Origin of the sequence: Enterococcus sp. DIV0294, assembly GCF_050558155.1 — a bacterium.
GTDB classification, from domain to species: Bacteria; Bacillota; Bacilli; order Lactobacillales; family Enterococcaceae; genus Enterococcus; species Enterococcus faecalis.
Genome location: NZ_CP187889.1, coordinates 2,455,628 through 2,475,262 on the forward strand (window position 1 = coordinate 2,455,628; position 19,635 = coordinate 2,475,262).

Sequence of the window (19,635 nt, forward strand, 5' to 3'; positions counted from 1 at the left end):
TGAAAATTAGCCTAAGCTAGTTAAAAATGCACTGATTTCTTCTTTTGTTTTTCGATCTTTATTTACTAAGCGTCCTAACTCTTGACCGTTTTCAATTACGACAAAACTCGGAATACCAAAAATATTCCACTCGGCAGCCACGTCAATAAACTGATCACGGTCGACTTCGATAAATTGAAACGCTGGAAATGCTTCTTCAATTTCAGGCATGACTGGTTTAATGAAACGACAGTCTCCGCACCAATCAGCAGTAAAGAAGAAAACATTTTTACCTTTTTCAACATAAGTTGCTAGTTCTTCTAATGAATTGGGATAAATCATTTAAACATCCTCTACTTTCCGTAAACAATTGTATTAACTGTTGATTTATCCAAGCCACGTAATGCTTGTAACAACATTTCCCGCGCTGCTTCATAATCCGCAATACTAAACATTGTTTGATGCGTATGGATGTAACGACCACAAACGCCGATGACTGTACTTGGTACACCATTATTAGTTGTGTGCGCTGCCCCAGCATCCGTTCCGCCTTTAGAAACAAAATATTGATACGGAATATTGTGTGTCGCTGCTGTATCTAATAAATATTCACGTAAGCGAGGCAATGTGATCAAACCTGGGTCGAAAATCCGTAATAACGTTCCTTCACCTAAATGACCATACGTCCCTTTTTTCGTGTGAATATCATCTGCCGCTGAACAATCCACCGCAAAGAAGATATCTGGATTAAATTTATGAACAGATGGTTTAGAACCACGTAAACCAACTTCTTCTTGTACGTTTGCTCCAGCAATTAATGTGTGGCCTAATTCTTCATTTTGTAACGTTTCCAATGCATCTAATACCAACGTACAACCATAGCGGTTATCCCATGATTTACTGATAATATTTTTGCCATTGGCTGTTTTAATCGTTTCTGTTTGTGGAACAATGGAATCCCCTGGACGAACGCCAAAGCTTTCAGCTTCTTCTTTTGAAGAGAATCCTGCATCAAATAACACATCAGAGACTTCTAATTGTTTTTGACCACTCGTACCACGCAACAAGTGTGGCGGAATAGATGAAGAAATACATGGATAGTTCCCTTTACTTGTTTTTAACGTAAAACGTTGTGCTGAAACAACATAGGGATTCCAGCCACCTAAAGGAACCACTTGGAATAAACCATTATCGTTAATTTGAGTTAACATGAAGCCAACTTCGTCCATGTGAGCTGCTACCATTACGCGTGGCGCTGCTTCCACTTTTGAACGTTTAATCCCAAAAATACCACCTAAACCATCATATTGGACATCGTCCACTAATGGGGTGATATGTTCTTTCATGTACGCGCGAATGTCGTCTTCAAATCCGCTGGTTCCTTGTAATTCAGTTAATTCCTTGATTCGTTGAAATGTTTTTTCTTCCATAGATGTATGTCCTATTGCTTTTGATTTGTTGGAAATTACGCCAACCAAGCGTCACTTTTTCTCTAAAAAGTCACTTTATCCTGTCGATAAAAATAGGTACTCCTTTCATATGATTTCACTCTTATTATAACGCAAATACTAGAAAATGCACATCGCTTTTTCTTTTTAAGCGTGACAATGAGAATGCTCTAAAAGAATGATTGAAAAACTTTTTTTATTTCTCAGCGGCCCCTTCTCTATGGTAAAATAAGAGTGATACTGACAAAAGTAATAGTAAGCAGAAACCGACCAAGGGAGGTCATACAAATGAACGAAGAAAATGAGTTGACATACTTTAAAGGCGGCTTAGCGCTAGGCGTTGGTCTTGGTTTAGTAGGCGGCATTGCCTCAACCTTGTTCTACCATAAGAAAAAAACAATCTCCGCTGATCTCGTCTTAGAAAATGTAAAAGCTGCTTTTTTAAAAGAAGGACCGATTGAAGGTTCGTGGATTGAGTTTGAAAAAAAGCCCTTGCGGAAATTCGCCATCCACTCCAAAACATATACTGGAGGAATTTGCCGCATTGAAGACGACGGCATTGTTCAATACGAATTCACTGCAGATGCCTACACAGGAACTGTCATTGACATCCAACGATTAAAAGATTAAAAAGATTGTTACAAAAGCACTTATTTGCTTTTGTAACAATCTTTTTTTCTTCTCATTTGTTTTTTGTAAAAGGGATGTTTATTTTATGTCAAAAAAATCAAATCAATGATGAATAAATACTCAAAAATCGAATGTTTTCTGTATGGAAATCACCTCAAATCTTTACTTATCAACGTTTGTCCACTTTTTTCATAAAAAAGATTAGACATTTTTTAAAAATTGATAAAAGAATAATCATTTCTAACGATTTTTTAATTTCTCCTTTTCATTTTTACATTATACTGAGAGTATTGCTAAAAATGAAAAGGAGCGTGTCAAATGAAGAAATCTGTTTTATTTACTTCATTACTTGTATTATCAAGCTTAGCTTTAGCGGCCTGCGGCGGTGGCAGTGACGATAAAGGAGCAAGCAACGGCGGCAGCGACAACCAAGTATACACAATGGTTGAATCCCAAGAAATGCCTAGTGCCGATCCGTCCCTTGCGACAGATGAAGTGAGTTTTACCACTTTAAATAATGTCTACGAAGGAATCTATCGTTTAGATAAAGACAACAAACCCGCGCCTGCTGGTGCAGCCGAAAAAGCGACTGTTTCAGAAGACGGTTTAGTTTACAAAGTTAAATTACGTGAAGAATCAAAATGGTCTGATGGCAAACCAGTTACTGCTGCAGATTACGTTTACGGTTGGCAACGAACAGTGGATCCTGCCACTGCTTCAGAATATGCCTACATGTTTGAACCAGTAAAAAATGCTGAAAAAATTTCTAAAGGGGAACTACCTAAAGAAGAATTGGGCATTAAAGCAATCAATGATCATGAATTGGAAATCACTTTAGAAACAGCAACACCATATTTTGACGATTTATTGGCTTTCCCTTCTTTCTTGCCGCAACGTCAAGATATCGTTGAACGTTTTGGTAAAGATTATACAAAGAGTAGCGATAAAGCAGTCTACAATGGTCCGTTTACGCTAACTGAGTTTGATGGTCCCGGAACAGATACTAAATGGTCTCTAACTAAAAATGAAGAATATTGGGACAAAGAGACTGTCAAGTTAGATAAAGTCGCTATCAACGTGGTGAAAGAAGCCCCAACTGCCTTAAATCTTTATGAAACTGGTGAAGTGGATGATACGTATTTATCTGGCGAACTGGCCCAACAAATGCAAAACTCGCCTGACTTGGTCCAATTAAAAGCCGCTTCTTCTTTCTATTTAGAAATGAATCAAGCAGATGAAAAATCACCATTGACCAACGCAAACTTACGTCGTGCTATGTCTTATGCCATCGATCGCGATTCATTAGCTAAAAACATTTTAGCCAATGGCTCTCTTCCTTCACAAGGCTTCGTCCCTGTGGATGTCGCGAAATCACCAAAAACGGGTGAAGACTTTGTTAAAGAAGCTGGTAGCGACAAATTAGTCAAATACGACAAGAAAAAAGCTGTGGAATACTGGAACAAAGCGAAACAAGAACTTGGTGTTTCCAACTTAACGGTTGATTTAATGGTAGACGACTCTGAAGGCGCTAAAAAAATGGGCGAATATCTTCAAGGATCACTGTCTGATACTTTGGAAGGCTTAAAAGTAACTGTGACGCCTGTCCCTATGGCTGTTCGCTTAGATCGTACCTTAAAAGGGGATTTCCAAATCGCTGTTCGTGGTTGGAGTGCCGACTATTCAGACCCAATTAACTTCTTAGATTTATTAGAAAGCTCAACTTCTAATAACCGTGGACGTTACAGCAATCCTGAATACGATAAATTCATTGCTGCGTCCAAAACCACAGATGTTAACGACCCTGAAAAACGCTGGGAAGATCTAATCAACGCTGAAAAAACAGTAATTGCTGATATGGGTGTTGTGCCAATTTACCAAAAAGCAGAATCACACTTACGTGCACCAAACGTGAAAGAAATTATTTATCATCCAACAGGTGCTAAATACGACTTCAAGTGGGCGTATAAAGAATAATCACTCGATTAAATTTAGAAAAAGATTTGGAACAATAGCGATTTTGGCTATTGTTCCAAATCTTTTTTATATAATCCCGATTAAAGAACCTAACAACCCAAAAATCACAGTAAAAATAATTAAAGCAATCGGCGTGCGTCCTTTTTTCAACATAATAAAACAAAACAGCGTAAACACTAAAGGTAATAAATTGGGCATGATTGTATCAAACAATTGTGTTTGAAGGTCTAACTTAGTATCTTTCAAGCGAAAAACAAAAGTTGTCGTTAATTGTACACTCTTCGGAATCAACGCGCCCACCACGGAAATTCCTACAATTGTTGCTGAACGAGATAATTTTTTAGTACTTTCGCTTAAAACTGAAATTGCTTTGACACCCATTTTATAACCTAGATTAATTAACCCAATTTTGGCAGCCATATACGGAATATTAAATAACAACAAGAAAACAATTGGTCCTAAGATATTGCCTTCTAATGATAGTTGTGAACCAATCGCTGCTGCAATCGGTAAAACGGTTAAATAAAATAACGCATCCCCAATTCCGCCTAACGGGCCCATCAACGCTGTTTTAATCGCTTGAATGGATTTTGGTGATTCTTTTGACTCTTCCATTGCAATAATCACACCATGCATGAACGTCACCAATTGTGGATTCGTGTTCATAAATTGTAAATGATTTTCCAAAGAAAGAGCTAAGTCTTCTTTATCACGATGAATCTTTTTCAATCCTGGAATTAATGAGTAGGTCCAGCCGCCTGCTTGCATTCTTTCATAATTAAATGAAGATTGTAGCAGATACGAACGGAACATTATTTTTTTTAACTCTTTTTTTGTTATTACTTTTTCGGATATCGTATCATTATATGTTTCTTCAGATGCCATCTTCTTCAAACCCTCCATTATTATTTGATGCAGTGACTGTATTATTTCTTTGTGCGTAAAATTCATATAAAGCAATTGCGACAGCTAAACCTGCAACCGCTAATGTATCTAATCCTAAATAGGCAGCCATAACAAAACCAAAAATAAAGAACGGTACGTAGGATGTTTCCCACATCGTTTTTAATAACATGGCGAAACCTACTGCTGGCATCATCCCACCTGCAACGCTCAAGCCATGAATACTCCATTCGGGTAGAATAGAAATGAAACTAGATGCTTTATCAGCACCAAAGAAAATACATAAAAATACTACAAAAAAATAACAAATGAATAAAACGATTGGGACAAAACTAGACAATCTTTCGATGCCCCTTGTATCTGCTTTTTTTGCATAAGCATCAAATTTATGCATAATTGGTGACATCGCTGTATATAACAAGGTAATTAACGCTTGCGCTGCAACTGCGAAAGGAACAGCCAACCCTACGGTCACTTGTGGGTCAGATTTTGTGATAATTGCTAACGCTGTTCCAATAACTCCCCCAATTACTACGTTGGGTGGTTGCGCACCGCCGATTGCTACTGCACCAATCCAAACTAACTCTAGCGTTGCTCCAGTGATTAACCCTGTGTTGACATCTCCCAATATTAAACCAACAATCAGCCCTGTAACAATCGGACGATGAATATGTGTCTGTAAGACAAGCTTATCAACCCCTGCTATCCCAGCCCAAATTCCTACCAAAATTGCCTGTACTAACATTTTTTTCCTCCTATTAGACTTCGTCTACTTTTATAAACTGTTTCACCATTTACTAAGGTTTCTAGTACTTCGTATTTCTCATCAATAATTGTAAAATTACCTAAAAGCCCTAGTTTGATTTCTCCCATAGATTCGTTCACATTCAACAAACGAGCTGGATTTTTCGTGACTGAATTAATAGCAATCACTTCTGGGAGTAATGCTTTTTCAACAAGGTTGCGAACCATATTATTTAAATGGTTCGTACTTCCAGCTAACTTGCCATTGGCTAAACGGACCACATTTTGTTCATCAATAACCATTTCGATCCCTTTTTCTGGTTTTGGATAAACGCCTGGTTGACACCCTTTGGCCCAGATAGAATCTGTCACAGCAATTAAATAGTCCTTGCCTTTTAGTTTGGCTAACACACGTACTAATGAATAATCAACATGTACCCCATCAGCAATAATTTCAGCAAACGTTTCTTCACTATCCAAAGCAGCAACTACTGCGGTTGGTTTCCGGTGACTGATATCTTCCATTCCATTAAACGTATGGGTAAAACTTTTTGCACCTGCTTCGACAGCTGCCATTGCTTGTTCATAGGTCGCAGCCGTATGGCCAATTGAAATGACTACATCATGTTCATGACAATATGTAGTTAAGGCATTCTCTACATCATTTTCTGGTGCCAACGTCATTAATTTTATGTGCCCTTTTGCTAACTCTTGCCATTTTTTAAATGTCTCAACGGATGGTTTTACTAATAACTCTGGATTATGAGAGCCACGAAATTCTTCAGAAATCATTGGTCCTTCCGCATGAATCCCTATGATTTGTGCCCCGTTGGTTCCTTGGTCTTCCTCAATAAATGAACCAATCACTTCAAATGAATGTTCCAAGTCTTTTGGAAATGTTGTTGACGTTGTTGGTAAAAAAGCTGTAATCCCCTCTTCTGGAAGGTAAGCTTGCCACTCTTTGATAAATTCATGATTGGCATGACTGGCATCCCCACCATGCCAACCATGATCATGAATATCAATAAATCCTGGAAGAATGCGATTTGCTCCGTATTCTTTATCGACAGCTTTTTCATTGTACGGTAGAATTGCAACAATTCGTTGTTCTGACACTTCAACTTGAGCTGGTTGAAATTGTTCGTTAATCCATACGTTTTTACTTTGAATAATCATTCTTCCCACTTCTTCTCTTCAAAATTATTGTCCAACATTACTTTTTTATGAAAATAATGCATCTAAACTTTCTTCTGGCGTTGACGGTACACGTTGAATCGAAAGTTTAACACCTAATTCTTGTAGCTTTTTAAAGGCGTCTACATCTGCTTTATTAACGGCAACAGCGGTAGCTACTTGTTTTTTGCCTTCTTCCATATGCATATTACCAATGTTTAATTTTTCAATTGGCATACCACCTTCTACCAAGCGCAATGCATCAACAGGATTATCAACTAACAGAAAAATCTTTTGTCTTTCTGAGGCTTTATGAATGACCTCAATCGTTTTCTTAATGGAGAAAAAACGGGTTTGTACTTCTGCAGGAGCCGCCATGTTTAACAATTGTTGGCGCATTGTATCCTCAGAAATTGCATCATTTGCGACTAAAATTAAGTTGGCGCCTAAAGAACCGTTCCATTGTGTTGCGACTTGACCATGAATCAAGCGATTATCAATTCTTGTTAATAAAATATTCGGCATAGTGCTTCCTCCTCTTTTCTAATTGGTTAGATTCCGTCTGCTTCTTCTTGAGTATTTGCTTGTGGTTGTTCTAGTTTTTTATGAACAATCCCGTCTCTGGCTGAATCTGTGACCATTGAAACAAAATCTTCTACGTTCGTGCTGATTGTGCGTAATGCAAGTCCTTCAAGAACCATCGGTAAATTTGTTCCTGCTAACACTTCGACATTTGGATAATTACTTGCGACAGTCATTGAAATTCTAAACGGTGTGCCACCTAAAAGGTCAGTTAAAATGACCACTGCTGGGCACGTCTCCAGCATAGAGTCAACGGCTTTACGAATATTTGACTCTAGTTCATCAAGCCCTGTTTCGTTGAAAAAAGGGACTGCCTGAACGTTTGCTTGCTCTCCTGTAATCATACTAACTGATTGATGCATTCCAGTTGAAAATTCCCCATGCCCCGTTAAAATAAGACCTATCATTTATTCTTTCTCCCCTAACTATTTACTGAGCTTACTATATATTGGATAAGCAGAACTTATTCCTCAAAGAGTGTAACAATTCTTGTGACAATTGAGTATGCTTTCCCATGATTTTGGACGATGATTTCTATTTAAGAACATGTCCCTATACAGATACAAGGCGTCCCAACTTAAAGATGCTTTTGAAAAAATGCTCGACTACAACCGTGAGTCCAAACGAGCCAACAAATGTACCCATATACAACACAAGAATAACCAAGCTGACTGGTTGATTGGTTAAAAACGGGTGGACCAGTTTCAAGACCAATTGAAAAATAAAAACATTCGCTAAATAACTGCGATACGCATAAGTGGCTATCCATTTAACCATTGGTAAAAGACGAATCTTTTTGGCTATTCCTTGCGTTCCCAAATAAAAAACCAATCCGATAATCAGTAAACTATAGGCACTTTGAAGAGGATCCAAATAAGGTAGATCGTCCGGTGTCATCTGTGTTCCATCAAATAAATTCCCTTGGGCTGCCTGCCAAAAAATAAAAAGAAACAACAGAAATAGTGCCACTCTCGTCTTTTTCAAGAAAGTAAAAATTCCCCCCTGATACTTCGCTGCGATGACCCCGAAAATACCATAAATGAGATAACTAAGCCCTGAACGATCTATTAAGTACCAAAGAGAAGTTTCTACATATGGAAAAATCATTTTCTGGTACCAGAAGCACCAAAGGATATGCGCACCGATTGTAAAAAAAACAATTGGTAAAATCACTTTTTTGTTTTTTGTAATTCTTGTTGCCAACCAAATAAAATACGGCATAAATAATTGGAATTGCAACATCATTACGGCATACCATAGATGTGCCGCGCCATCACCACTGAGAATTTTCCCTAGAAATCCTAGGGGCGTTTCATAGGGCATTCGTTGTTGTAAACTAGGAAAAGCGTATAGATAGAGACTGGACCAGACCACATAAGGAAGCACCAATTCATAAAATTTTTCCTTTAAAAATTCAAGATACGATTCAGCTTGACTCTTTAACACCGTGTTGTAAATAATTGCAAAAATAAACATGGGTGCCGAATATTTAGACATTCGGTAAAAACTACCGATTGAATTCATTGCTTCCGTTTGCGGAGAATGTGTCAACACATATGATAAAACCGTTTGTAAAATAACTGATGCTACAGCGAAAACTTTTAAAAAATCGCTGATATTCAGATTTATTGGTTGTTCTTTACTCATGTACGTCCTCTTTCTTTCAATAATTTAGCGTGTAAGTAAGCGCTCGGATTAAGAACTTACTCACACGCTATTCACGCTTCTTTGATTTACATTGCTAGCGATTCATAATTGGCTAACAAGATGCCGCGTTCTTCAATCGCTTCTTTGACTTCTTGAGACGTTAATATTTCCACTTCACGAATTCGAGGCATACAATACCCTGATTGATTTTGTAAAATAGTATCGATAAACGCAGGATGACAATTGATTTCAAAGACCTCTCCTTCATTACAAACAACCATATCAAGCAATTGCAAGATGGTTTCAGTTGAAATCGCCTTGTCATAAAATTGGTACAACATTTCATCTGGCGTGCGAACATCCTGATATAACTCTAAATAGTCTTTTGTTTCAATACTTCTCGAGGCGTTACGTAAAGGTAATTGATATTTGCGAGCAAGTGCCAAAGCTACGCCCAATAACTTTTCATTTTTTCCATGAACGTTATGATGAGAATCAATATGATCAGGGCGTCTACCACTTTTCATAAATGAAATAATTTGAGCATCCCATTCGTTATAAACCTCTTCTAAATTGACTTTTTCTTCAAAAATCGATTGATGCCAAAAATAACCAGCTTCATCTACTAAGGAAGGAACCATTTCTCGAGGTAAAATAGGTTTTGCTTGGTTCAATGTCAATGTTAAATGGACACCAATAGCTAAAGTCGGTGCACTGATTCGAGCACTCTCCATGGCCTCTAAAAAATAAGGAGAAGTTGGTAATGCAGTTGTTGAAGTAACCACGCCACGTTTGTGTGCTTCAATGATTCCTTGCGTTACCGCTGGCGTGTAACCAAAATCATCAGCGTTGATAATTAATTTTTTATTGCTCATTTTTCCTCACTCTCTCTTCTGTTTCATGAATTTTTAGTTGTTTCTCTATTGATTGTAGCTAAGTGGCGCCTTTTTTTATAGCTAGTTTTCTGATTGAGTGCTATAATCTACAAATAAGACCATGTCCCTAAAAAAGGACATTACGTTCACGAACGACAGGAGGGATCAGCATGCTGTTTTTAACCTACGATCCACAATTAAATCCAACAGAATTAGAGATTTACAAGTATATTAGCCACAATATTGAAAAAGTTCCTTATATGACAATTCGAGAATTAGCAGATGAAATTCATTTCAGTAAAACGGCAATCTGGCGTTTTTGTCAAAAATTCGAGTGTGAAGGCTATACAGATTTTAAATTTAAATTGAAGAATTATCTAAGCGAACGAAAAAAAACAGCCCAACCAAAATCTTTAGATGAAACAATGCTGATTCATTTTTTGCAACGCTCATCAGAAGAATTATTAGAAGGACGGATTGTTCAAGCTGCGGAATTACTGGCAAAAAAAGAATTTGTTCTTTTTATTGGCGAAGGAACGTCCAAAGTCCTAGCTGAATTTGGTGAAATTTATTTTTCCAGTATCTATAATTTATCTGCTTCTGTATCCCACCTTTTTTCCCATCCCGTTAGCAAATTATCCGAAGAAACGGCTAAAAAAGTGGGCGTTATCGCCTTATCAGTTTCGGGTGAAACACAAAAAGTTCGGCAAAATATTGATTATTTTATCGAAATGGGGATTGATGTAATTGCTATTACAAATAGTGAAAAAAGCACGATTGCTCAACTTTCAACAGTCACGATCCCCTACTATATAACAACCGAGAAAAGTTCCATTGCAGACGTAACGTCCCAACTACCTGCACTATTCTTAATAGAAAAGTTGGCGAAAACTGTTTCAACGATGTTAAATGAGTGTCCATAATCACTGCAAAAAAAGGAAGGAACTAGCCATTCGTTTTGCTAGTTCCTTCCTTTTTAATTCTTCTATACTTATTTATACTGACACGTTTCTAAATGATCATTCACCAAACCCGCCGCCTGTAAAAAGGAATAGACTGTCGTGGCACCTAAAAATTTAAATCCTCGTTTTTTTAACGCTCGACTAATCTGTTGCGATAATTCCGTGGAGGCTGGAACCTCTTCTGGGTGCTGCCAGTGATTAACGATTGGTTGCTGATCGACAAAGTTCCAGAGGTAGCGATCAAAGGAGCCAAATTCTGCCTGAACTTCTTGAAAAACTTGCGCATTCGTGATGGTCGCTTGAATTTTTAAACGATGACGAATCACACCAGGATTTGCTAGTAAAGATAAAATTTTTTCCTCATCATATCGCGCAATTTTCCGATAATCAAACGCATCATAAGCTGCCCTGAGCGTTTCTCGTTTATTCAAAATAATCGCCCAGCTTAAGCCCGCTTGCATACTTTCCAAGGTCAATAACTCAAATAACTGTTGCTCTTCATGAACTGGACGTCCCCATTCATCATCATGATAGGCTTGCATCTCTTCAGTTGTATTCGTTGCCCAAGTACATCGCTCCATTGTCCTACCTCCTTTTATTTGCTAAAAAAGATGCGAACAAAGGGTACTGCCTGTTGTTCCACACCTTTTCTTATTCCTAATAAAATGCCCAGAAGTTTAACGCTTCATTCATTACTTCTTCGGCTGTAAATGTCCGTTTTGAATGGCCCTTTTCTTCTGAATCGTTTGGATCATTAATCCAGAAATCGCCTTTTTCATCCACACCACTCATCACCATAATGTGACCAGTTGTAGTGAAATAGCCCGGTTTTACAGAAATAATGACTGGATGACCTTCCTTCAAGAAAGCTGCCACTGTTTCAATATCCCCAATTTCTTGACAGTTATAGCCTTTCATTTCAGCATATGCACTAAAAATAGACCACGCCGTCCCTTGTCCTTCCATAAAGAAGTCATTTTTTGCCCAAGCTAACACATCTAGAGGAGTAACTTCTTGGTGATCCATGTATGAACCAACCATTGCAAGCGACACAATCGCACAGCCATTAATTTCGATTGTATTCGGCTTATCTACATTGCCAAATCCGTATGCGGTGTCTTTCCATTTAGCATCTGTCTGCAATTCTAACGGCAAATCCAGATGTCCATTATATTGCTTCTTTTCAATTTCTTGATTGACCTGTTGTCCATAGCTTAAAGGTTTGACTTTTTTCTCAATTTTAACTGGTGCTGGTTCTTTTGTTTTACTTGATTCAGCACTAGCTTTAACATATGAATCATCAAACCAACTTGAAAACCCACCTGATTTCATCGGCGAAAACTGCGCTAACAATCCGCCAAAGCCAAACGATACCAACAACACCGTGAGAACTTTTTTTTGGTAACCTGATGGTTTTTTTGACATACTATTCATCCTTTTCTATCTATTGACTACATCCGATAATCTTATGTATTTCTTATATGCTCACACATTATACTACTTTCTTTTTCGAAAAACAGAAACGTTGGTAAATTCTCATAATTATTGAAGGCGAACATATTTTCTTGAATTTTATCACAAAATTAGGTAAAATACAGGTAATTAGTCATTTGAGTTTTATTCTATTTTATTCGTAAAGGAGGCAGAAGAATGGATCAACATAAAGCTACCATCAAGAGCATTTCTAAACTGATTACGCTCTCTTCCCAACATTTCTTTTCGGCATTTTTAGAAGATTCTCAAGATCAAAAGAATAAAGAAAAGGAACGCAGTGCGCTTTTACAAGAGCTCCAAGTCGCTGCCGCCCAAAAATCCTTAGTGGTCTTACAATTGAAAGAAGTCCCTACAGCGCATAAATTCGAAACGGTGATCGGCTGGATTGTCTCAAAAAATATTTCGGACAATATCGTCGTTCGTTTACAAACGGATGAACAACAGTTGCGCATGATTCCTGTTGCTTCTGTCATGAAAGTCAGCACGTTAGCTAATCGTCACCAACGTCAAATTCACTAGAATATTGAAGTCTTTATAAAATAAATGGAAACCACCAACCCTGGCGATTGCAGGTTGGTGGTTTCTTTTATTTATGACTTTAGTCAAAATCCCATGAAACTTCTGACTTAGGACTCAACTTATTTCTTAGGAACAAATAATTGCGGTGCTACTTTTGCCAATAAGCCTAGAACTAGACTTACATACAAACAATTGACGACGGTACTTGTACCGTTTAGAACAAAGGAATAGAGATATGGGCTCATTCCTTCTGGTGCATACATGCCCCAAACCAATACACCCGCCCAAAAATGCCAAAACCAGCGGGCGAAGACTGCGACAACACTTCCTAAAATAATCGTACGAATGGCTGATTTTAAACGATTCGCTTGAAAATACAGTTGAATTTTTCTAGCGAATACGCCACCCATTCCTCCAAACGCAAAAGCAAAGGGATATTCAAAAATAATCTGTGGAACGGACAAGAAATTTTTCATGGCTGTGCCGAGAATAATATTTAACATGCCCCAAACAAAGCCTGCTGCAACTCCGGGAAGCAACCCACGACGAAACGAATAAAGAACTAATGGGACCATTCCCAACGATAGGTCCAAGCCACTATTGGCAAATTCAATCGGTAAAAAAGAGAGGGCCATTGCCATTGCTGCGACGACTGTTCCTTCTACCCAAATACGTAAATCCATTTTTCTAGCCAAACAAATTTCCTCCTATGTTCTGACGCTCTCAACCACTAATACATCGTTATTTTACCATAGGGACTTTAGAAAAACACGTTTGTCGAACAAGCAAAAAAATAGCTGATCAGCATTTAAGATAATCAACTCCTACTCAAACGCATGCCAGCTACTTTTTATCCATTAATCGTCCCGCTCAGTTGTCAAAATTTTACCAGAATGAGCATCGATTTTTACCTCTATTTTTTGTTGGCCCTCTTTCACTTTCACTTCCCAATAGGTGATTCCTAATTCTTTCTCTAACTTCCAATCTGTTGCCTGGCCGACTTTCGCTTCTTTTTCAGCCAAGGTTGTGGCTTGTTCTCTGGAAATGATCTTTGTTAAATCAAGTGCCTCTTCTTGCATTTTAACGCCATTTTGTTCATCGGCATCCAAGGTTTCGACTTTTTCTTTTGTGAATTCGCCTGTTTCTGCGTTCACTTCAACTTGATATTCTTTTTGCTGATCCACGCCTTCTATTTCATAAAAATAACGTCCAAAATCTGTATCTAACTGCAGACTTGTTATTTTAGCTTCTGGATATTTTTTCTCAAATGCTGTCGTTACTTTTTCTAAAGAGACAGCTACCACAGTTGCCTTCTCTGATGTCGTCGTTTCTTCTTGTTGTACGGATGAACTTGTTTCAGTAGTTGATATTACTGTTTCTTTTTGTTCATTTGTTGATGAAACATCTGTGGGTGTTTTGGATGTACAGCCAGCTACCAAAAAGAATGCCAAGCCAGTCATAGAGCCATAGAGTATTTTTTTCATTAAACAACCTTCTTTCCTTTTTATCATTTTATTATACTTGATTTCTCATCCAAATCATAGCTACAAAAAAAAAGCCCTACTTTAGTTGATAAAGTTAGAGCTCTCTCAGCCTTCATGGGCCAACATAAAAATTTCACCGAAATCATTCTCTTGTTCAATGTGCCAAATGCGTTTTTCACTATTATAGACAAGCGTTGCCAAAATTTCTTCTTTTTGGTAAGAGGTATTTTTCATCTTGCTAAGTGAATCTTCCACCAAGTAAATAGGAATCCGATATTCTTCTTTATCCACTTCCGTTTGTTGGAAGCAAAAAATAACACCTTCTTGCAAGATACCTTTCATATTTTTAAGTAATTCAGGACTTAATTTTTCGACAGGCGTATTTCGTTTAAAGAAGGCCTTTTTCTGGTTGACTTTCTCTAAAACAACACGTGTAATTTTATCAGCAAAGATTCGATAAAATTCATCAATATAACGATAATAGACACGCGTCATCTGATCTGCAAATTCAAAAAAGACAAAATCATTTTGTAGCTTATAAAAGAAAGGCGAATGCAAACTATTCTTCATGTGTCCAAAATAAAGAAGTTCCGAAATTTCTAATGGCGTTAGCTCTTTTAGCATCGTCACATCGGAAAAGTCAATCCATTTAATCTCTTCAGTCATCCAACGACGTTGTAGCGATTGAAAATAGCGATTGACGCTTTCTTCTCCGCGAATAATTTTCAAGCCTGAATGCATATCGTATTCGCCAGCTTCGGCAGAAGGATCTAATAATAGTAAGTTCTGTGGATGATGCACAATTGAACGAACAAAATCGGAATGGGTAATTCCTTTAGATAAAACCGCGTTGCTGGTTACATCTATATGTACATAAATTAAATCAAGCAAATTCCCATCTCCCCTCTACTAGCCTCCTTACCATTTTACAATATTTTCAAAAGAAAAGCTTGTTTCTTTTACTTTAAAATTCCATTACAAAATGAGGATTTTTTTGAAAAATCAATCGATTCAGTTGTTTTTTATTAAATCAAGGTCCGGCTAGCTTACCTATTCCCCAAAGAAAATAAATAGGTTTTTCAAATAAATTGTGGTAAACTTGATACATTAAAAGGAGGGAGAATATGCGCCCAAAAGAGAAAAAAAGAGGAAAAAATTGGTTAATCAACAGCTTATTAGTTTTACTATTTATCATTGGCTTGGCCTTAATTTTTAACAATCAGATACGCAGTTGGGTGGTTCAACAAAATAGCCGCTCGTACGCCGTTAGCAAGTTGAAACCAGCTGATGTGAAGAAAAATATGGCTCGTGAAACAACGTTTGACTTTGATTCAGTTGAGTCCTTGAGCACAGAAGCGGTGATGAAAGCCCAATTTGAAAACAAAAACTTACCTGTGATTGGTGCCATTGCGATACCAAGTGTCGAAATTAATTTGCCCATTTTTAAAGGATTGTCAAATGTCGCTTTATTAACTGGTGCCGGGACCATGAAAGAAGATCAAGTCATGGGGAAAAACAATTATGCCTTGGCTAGTCATCGAACGGAAGATGGCGTTTCCTTATTTTCACCTTTAGAAAGAACCAAAAAAGACGAACTCATTTATATCACTGATTTATCTACTGTTTATACATACAAAATAACTTCTGTAGAAAAAATCGAACCAACCCGTGTTGAGTTAATTGATGACGTTCCTGGTCAAAATATGATTACCTTAATTACCTGTGGCGATTTACAAGCAACGACGCGAATTGCTGTTCAAGGAACATTAGCAGCAACGACGCCTATTAAAGACGCCAACGACGATATGTTGAAGGCTTTCCAATTGGAGCAAAAAACCTTAGCCGATTGGGTGGCTTAATAAAAAAATCCTTGAAAAGTGTCAAAACTTTTCAAGGATTTTTTGCTTTATTTCATCGCTTGGCGTTCTTGCTGTTTCAAACGAGCAAAACCATAACGGATACCTGCAAACAATAAAACTAACGGAGATAAGAAGACAGAGATCATTAACCATTCACTTGTATACATACTACTAAAAGATAAATGATACGTGACAGCATACACTAGCGGCAGACTCATTATCAACAATAAATAATACAAACTCAATTCAAAAACATAGGATAAATAACTACTGTTCATCTTACTACCCTCCTGTCTCTTTTTCCCTGAACAATTTGTTAACACTATTGTACCAAGGGGAAACAGAAAGTACTATCGGACTATAGTCCTAATCTTTCAGCTGTGCTTTTATTTTTTTCAACCATTCTGAGGTACCTGCTTCCACTAAGCGGTAAGTTTCCTCAAAATCACCAGTATAATAAGGATCAGGTACGTCCATGGTTTCTTTACCAGCCACAACTTCCATAAATAAATGAATCCTCCGTTGCTCTTCTTGAGGAGCTAATGCTTTTAAATCTGCCACATTATTCGCATCCATCCCAATGATATAGTCATATTTTTTAAAATCACTTGGCTGGATTTGTGTTGCCCGCATTCCTTGATAGGAAATTCCTTGTTGCTCCAAAATTTTTCTGGTTCCCTTATGTGGCTGACTGCCAACTTCCCAGTGGCTAGTAGCTGCTGAAAATACTTGAATAATCGATTCTAAACCAGCTTTTTGGACTTTCTGACGAAAAATCGCTTCTGCCATTGGCGAACGACAAATATTGCCTAAACAAACAAATAACACAGTTACCACAACGTTTCACTCCTTCATAAGACTTTTTATCCTTCACACATTACTCATTGGCTTCTTGTTCATACAAATGATAAGCCATAAATTCTGTATCTTTCGCTAAACGGAATAATTGCGTCGCCATTTCCAAAGGAGTCTGAGGATATTCCTCAAGAATCCATTTCGTTAAGACGCCGCTACATCCATAGGAAAAGAAATTCGCATAAAATTGTTTGTCTTTATCTGTTAAATGGTTCTCAACATCGACTTGTTCAAATAATGATATAAATAAGCGATTGGTCGAAGCGGAAAAAACATTAAGAAGAACTTCTGAATCTGAGGTCACCGTTGTATAGTAAAAATGACTCTTCTCTTTAATCGCTTTTAATAACTTCAGGGCTTGTTCCTCCCAGTTTTCCAAACAAATATCTGTTTCCAAGTAAATCAATGCATCGTGACGATAAATCCAACGTAATAAATCATATTTATCTGTAAAGTGATAATAAAATGTTTGACGATTCAAGCCCACTTTTTTGGTAATATCTTGGACACTTATTTTACGAAAATCCTTTTGTTCACATAATTCTATTAAAGCTGAAGCGATTGCTTGTTTTGTATCGTGCGTTCCGCTCATGCTGATTCCTCCGCTCCTAATATGTATATACCTCTATAATTGCAAAAAAACGGCCAGATTACAATATTTTCAGATACATTTTATGCATATATTTAAAATTAAATGAATAAAAAAAGCGGCAACTAACGATTTTTGTTAGTTACCACTCCTTGTTATCAATTATTAATAGATGACTATTTAGCCTGGAAAACGCCATACAACAGCGCGGAATCCTGCTGGTGGTGCTGGTGACCAGTTAGAGTTAGAAGAAACATAACCAGAACCTCCTGGGTTGTTCGCTTCAACGATTTGGACACTTCCACCACTTACACCTGTAACTAAGACAGTATGCACGCCACCAATCCAGCTATCTGGACTATAGGCACTTTCATATTGAACAACATCGCCTGGTTGCACGTTACTCCAGCTAACTTGTGTTGCGCCAGAAGCAACATAGCCACTGTTTGGACCACCATAACCGAAGTTAATACCGCCTGCCGCTAGCCAGCGACGAACAGATACTAAACATTCGCCTGGTTGATTCCAACCTGTTGCATAAGAATTACCAACATCTGCTAAAGCTGCATTAATTGCGGCTTGTTTTCCTGAAGTCACGCCACCATTCCCTGGTTTTGCTTCATTACCTTTTTCAGGAGTCGTTGGGTTAGTTACAGGAACTTCTTTTTCTTTTTCAGGTGCTGCTGCCACAGGTGTTGTTACAACACTTTCTGTTTCAGTACTTGAAGTTGTTGTTTCTTGCGTTGTGGTACTTTCAGTAGTTGTTGATGATTCTACTGCTGGTGTTGCGGCTTTTTCTTCAGCGGCTGATGCTGCTGCCTCATTGGCTGCTTTTGTTGCTTGCGCTTGCTCTGCTGCCGCTTTTTGTGCTGCGGCTTGTGCTTGCGCTGCCGCTTGTTCTTCTGCTTTTTTAGCAGCTGCACGTTGGCGTGCTTGTTCTTCTGCTAAACGTTTTTCCGCTTCTTTTTTCTGTTTAATGAAGCCGTCTTTTTTCCCTTGTTCTTCAGAACGTTGCGCTTCTAAATCATTTTTAGCCACTTCTTGTTGAATCTTCAATGTTTTTAATGATTCTGTTTTGTCATTTAGTTCTTTTGTTGCTGCTTCTAATTCAGCAATTTGTTTTTCAACATTCTTTGTTTTCTTTTCAACAGTCGCTTTGTCTTCTTTTTGTTGTTCTAGTAATTCATTGTTGGCGCTCATCATTGTTGAGACCGCTTGAACGCGACCAATTGCATCTGCTACTGAATCTGCATCTAAGACAGCATCAATAATTGAATCACTTTGACCATTCACTTGGACATCGCGTGCTTGTTTTGTCATTTGTACTTCACGTTTTTGAATACGGACATTCAAATCAGAAATTTCACTATATAATTTAGATACTTCTGATGATAGCTTGTTCTTTTTAGCTGTTAATGTATCGATTTGTTTGGCCGTTTCAACCATATCATTTTCAATCGCGGCAACTTTTGCTTCTGCATCTGACATTTGGCTAGTTAACGCATTAATTTTTTGATCTTGTTGTTGAATCTTTGTATCGTATTCATCTGCAAATGCTGCGGATGGCAACGCTACGCTTGTTAAGGTAATGGAACATACCATTAGAGCCGATAATACACTTTTCTTCAATCTGTTGTCCTCCGAAAATCCTTTTTTGTTAAGCTTTTTTATTATTTATTAAAATTTGAATAAATTTCTCTTTTTCAACGATAGAGCAATTGTAGCATAGCTGTATGTCACTGAGATAATATGGATGTTACAGTAATATTTCAATTTTCTTCTTGTAAATGACAAAAAAAAGCTTCACTTTTTTCACAACTTTCTTCAAGGCTCCAGGGTAAGCTTCTCATCGTTTTGTTATTTAAAGAAAATAAAAAAAGCGAAAAATGCTAACAAATGAGCATTTTTCGCAAACGAA

General features: G+C 37.6%; 23 protein-coding genes. 5 read left to right on the top strand and 18 right to left on the bottom strand.

Annotated elements, in window-relative coordinates; genetic code table 11:
- Positions 1-6: 6 nt before the first annotated feature.
- Together IGJ20_RS11910 and pepA are read right to left on the bottom strand one after the other, a co-directional pair.
- Complete coding sequence (locus tag IGJ20_RS11910; protein WP_002355015.1) at positions 7-321, bottom strand: thioredoxin family protein; 315 nt, start codon at positions 319-321, stop codon at positions 7-9.
- An 11-nt stretch (positions 322-332) separates the two neighbouring features.
- Positions 333-1,409, bottom strand: a complete 1,077-nt coding sequence (gene pepA, locus IGJ20_RS11915) for a glutamyl aminopeptidase (RefSeq protein WP_002355013.1) — start codon at positions 1,407-1,409, stop codon at positions 333-335.
- 306 nt (positions 1,410-1,715) lie between these two features.
- Between pepA and IGJ20_RS11920 the strand changes: the two genes are divergently transcribed.
- Together IGJ20_RS11920 and IGJ20_RS11925 are read left to right on the top strand one after the other, a co-directional pair.
- Positions 1,716-2,057: a PepSY domain-containing protein gene (locus IGJ20_RS11920; RefSeq protein ID WP_002355012.1), complete on the top strand. Its 342-nt coding sequence runs from the start codon at positions 1,716-1,718 to the stop codon at positions 2,055-2,057.
- Between the two features lie 318 nt (positions 2,058-2,375).
- Positions 2,376-4,031 (top strand): peptide ABC transporter substrate-binding protein, encoded by a 1,656-nt coding sequence (locus IGJ20_RS11925; protein ID WP_002355011.1) that lies wholly within the window; start codon positions 2,376-2,378, stop codon positions 4,029-4,031.
- 66 nt (positions 4,032-4,097) lie between these two features.
- Here the strand turns inward: IGJ20_RS11925 and IGJ20_RS11930 are convergent, their stop codons facing one another.
- From IGJ20_RS11930 to IGJ20_RS11960, 7 genes are all read right to left on the bottom strand, one after another.
- On the bottom strand, positions 4,098-4,934 hold the full coding sequence (locus tag IGJ20_RS11930) for a PTS system mannose/fructose/sorbose family transporter subunit IID (RefSeq protein ID WP_002396861.1): 837 nt from the start codon (positions 4,932-4,934) through the stop codon (positions 4,098-4,100).
- Positions 4,906-5,679 (bottom strand): PTS N-acetylgalactosamine transporter subunit IIC, encoded by a 774-nt coding sequence (agaW, locus tag IGJ20_RS11935; RefSeq protein ID WP_002355009.1) that lies wholly within the window; start codon positions 5,677-5,679, stop codon positions 4,906-4,908. The genes IGJ20_RS11930 and agaW overlap by 29 nt, the downstream gene beginning before the upstream one ends.
- Positions 5,673-6,854, bottom strand: a complete 1,182-nt coding sequence (nagA, locus tag IGJ20_RS11940) for an N-acetylglucosamine-6-phosphate deacetylase (RefSeq protein ID WP_430605239.1) — start codon at positions 6,852-6,854, stop codon at positions 5,673-5,675. Before nagA ends, agaW begins: the two co-directional genes overlap by 7 nt.
- Before the next feature lie 45 nt (positions 6,855-6,899).
- Complete coding sequence (agaV, locus tag IGJ20_RS11945; protein ID WP_126254769.1) at positions 6,900-7,376, bottom strand: PTS N-acetylgalactosamine transporter subunit IIB; 477 nt, start codon at positions 7,374-7,376, stop codon at positions 6,900-6,902.
- A 26-nt stretch (positions 7,377-7,402) separates the two neighbouring features.
- Positions 7,403-7,840, bottom strand: a complete 438-nt coding sequence (agaF, locus tag IGJ20_RS11950; protein ID WP_010823257.1) for a PTS galactosamine/N-acetylgalactosamine transporter subunit IIA — start codon at positions 7,838-7,840, stop codon at positions 7,403-7,405.
- Between the two features lie 145 nt (positions 7,841-7,985).
- Positions 7,986-9,080 carry an acyltransferase family protein gene (locus IGJ20_RS11955; RefSeq protein ID WP_126254768.1) on the bottom strand — a complete coding sequence of 365 codons (1,095 nt, stop codon included), beginning with the start codon at positions 9,078-9,080 and terminating at the stop codon, positions 7,986-7,988.
- An 86-nt stretch (positions 9,081-9,166) separates the two neighbouring features.
- A complete protein-coding gene (locus tag IGJ20_RS11960; protein ID WP_010821893.1) occupies positions 9,167-9,955 on the bottom strand; it encodes a carbohydrate deacetylase in 789 nt (262 codons plus the stop codon).
- A 170-nt stretch (positions 9,956-10,125) separates the two neighbouring features.
- Between IGJ20_RS11960 and IGJ20_RS11965 the strand changes: the two genes are divergently transcribed.
- On the top strand, positions 10,126-10,878 hold the full coding sequence (locus IGJ20_RS11965) for a MurR/RpiR family transcriptional regulator (protein WP_002365331.1): 753 nt from the start codon (positions 10,126-10,128) through the stop codon (positions 10,876-10,878).
- Positions 10,879-10,946: 68 nt separating this feature from the next.
- On the opposite strand, the gene IGJ20_RS11970 is transcribed toward IGJ20_RS11965, so the two are convergent.
- Positions 10,947-11,498: a DNA-3-methyladenine glycosylase I gene (locus IGJ20_RS11970; RefSeq protein ID WP_002395652.1), complete on the bottom strand. Its 552-nt coding sequence runs from the start codon at positions 11,496-11,498 to the stop codon at positions 10,947-10,949.
- 76 nt (positions 11,499-11,574) lie between these two features.
- The gene (locus tag IGJ20_RS11975) at positions 11,575-12,351 is read right to left on the bottom strand and encodes a peptidase C39 family protein (RefSeq protein ID WP_002355000.1); all 777 of its coding nucleotides are present in this window, start codon (positions 12,349-12,351) and stop codon (positions 11,575-11,577) included.
- A gap of 216 nt (positions 12,352-12,567) precedes the next feature.
- On the opposite strand from IGJ20_RS11975, the gene IGJ20_RS11980 reads away from it, so the two are divergent.
- A complete protein-coding gene (locus IGJ20_RS11980) occupies positions 12,568-12,930 on the top strand; it encodes a hypothetical protein (RefSeq protein WP_002354999.1) in 363 nt (120 codons plus the stop codon).
- Positions 12,931-13,049: 119 nt separating this feature from the next.
- Here IGJ20_RS11980 and thiT read toward each other — a convergent pair whose 3' ends face one another.
- The 3 genes from thiT to IGJ20_RS11995 form a co-directional block, all read right to left on the bottom strand.
- Positions 13,050-13,625: an energy-coupled thiamine transporter ThiT gene (gene thiT / locus IGJ20_RS11985; RefSeq protein WP_002354998.1), complete on the bottom strand. Its 576-nt coding sequence runs from the start codon at positions 13,623-13,625 to the stop codon at positions 13,050-13,052.
- Positions 13,626-13,787: 162 nt separating this feature from the next.
- Positions 13,788-14,441: a PepSY domain-containing protein gene (locus IGJ20_RS11990; RefSeq protein WP_025190230.1), complete on the bottom strand. Its 654-nt coding sequence runs from the start codon at positions 14,439-14,441 to the stop codon at positions 13,788-13,790.
- A 78-nt stretch (positions 14,442-14,519) separates the two neighbouring features.
- Positions 14,520-15,305, bottom strand: a complete 786-nt coding sequence (locus tag IGJ20_RS11995; protein ID WP_002354996.1) for a hypothetical protein — start codon at positions 15,303-15,305, stop codon at positions 14,520-14,522.
- 233 nt (positions 15,306-15,538) lie between these two features.
- On the opposite strand from IGJ20_RS11995, the gene IGJ20_RS12000 reads away from it, so the two are divergent.
- A complete protein-coding gene (locus IGJ20_RS12000; RefSeq protein WP_002354994.1) occupies positions 15,539-16,273 on the top strand; it encodes a class A sortase in 735 nt (244 codons plus the stop codon).
- 47 nt (positions 16,274-16,320) lie between these two features.
- Here the strand turns inward: IGJ20_RS12000 and IGJ20_RS12005 are convergent, their stop codons facing one another.
- The 4 genes from IGJ20_RS12005 to IGJ20_RS12020 all read right to left on the bottom strand — a co-directional run bounded on the left by IGJ20_RS12005 (position 16,321) and on the right by IGJ20_RS12020 (position 19,319).
- On the bottom strand, positions 16,321-16,551 hold the full coding sequence (locus tag IGJ20_RS12005; RefSeq protein ID WP_002383277.1) for a hypothetical protein: 231 nt from the start codon (positions 16,549-16,551) through the stop codon (positions 16,321-16,323).
- An 88-nt stretch (positions 16,552-16,639) separates the two neighbouring features.
- Positions 16,640-17,110, bottom strand: coding sequence for a low molecular weight protein-tyrosine-phosphatase (locus IGJ20_RS12010; RefSeq protein WP_126254766.1), 471 nt, complete (start codon positions 17,108-17,110; stop codon positions 16,640-16,642).
- A 40-nt stretch (positions 17,111-17,150) separates the two neighbouring features.
- Complete coding sequence (locus IGJ20_RS12015; RefSeq protein WP_002354991.1) at positions 17,151-17,720, bottom strand: TetR/AcrR family transcriptional regulator; 570 nt, start codon at positions 17,718-17,720, stop codon at positions 17,151-17,153.
- Between the two features lie 177 nt (positions 17,721-17,897).
- Positions 17,898-19,319 carry a CHAP domain-containing protein gene (locus tag IGJ20_RS12020; RefSeq protein ID WP_002394023.1) on the bottom strand — a complete coding sequence of 474 codons (1,422 nt, stop codon included), beginning with the start codon at positions 19,317-19,319 and terminating at the stop codon, positions 17,898-17,900.
- Positions 19,320-19,635 lie beyond the last annotated feature (316 nt).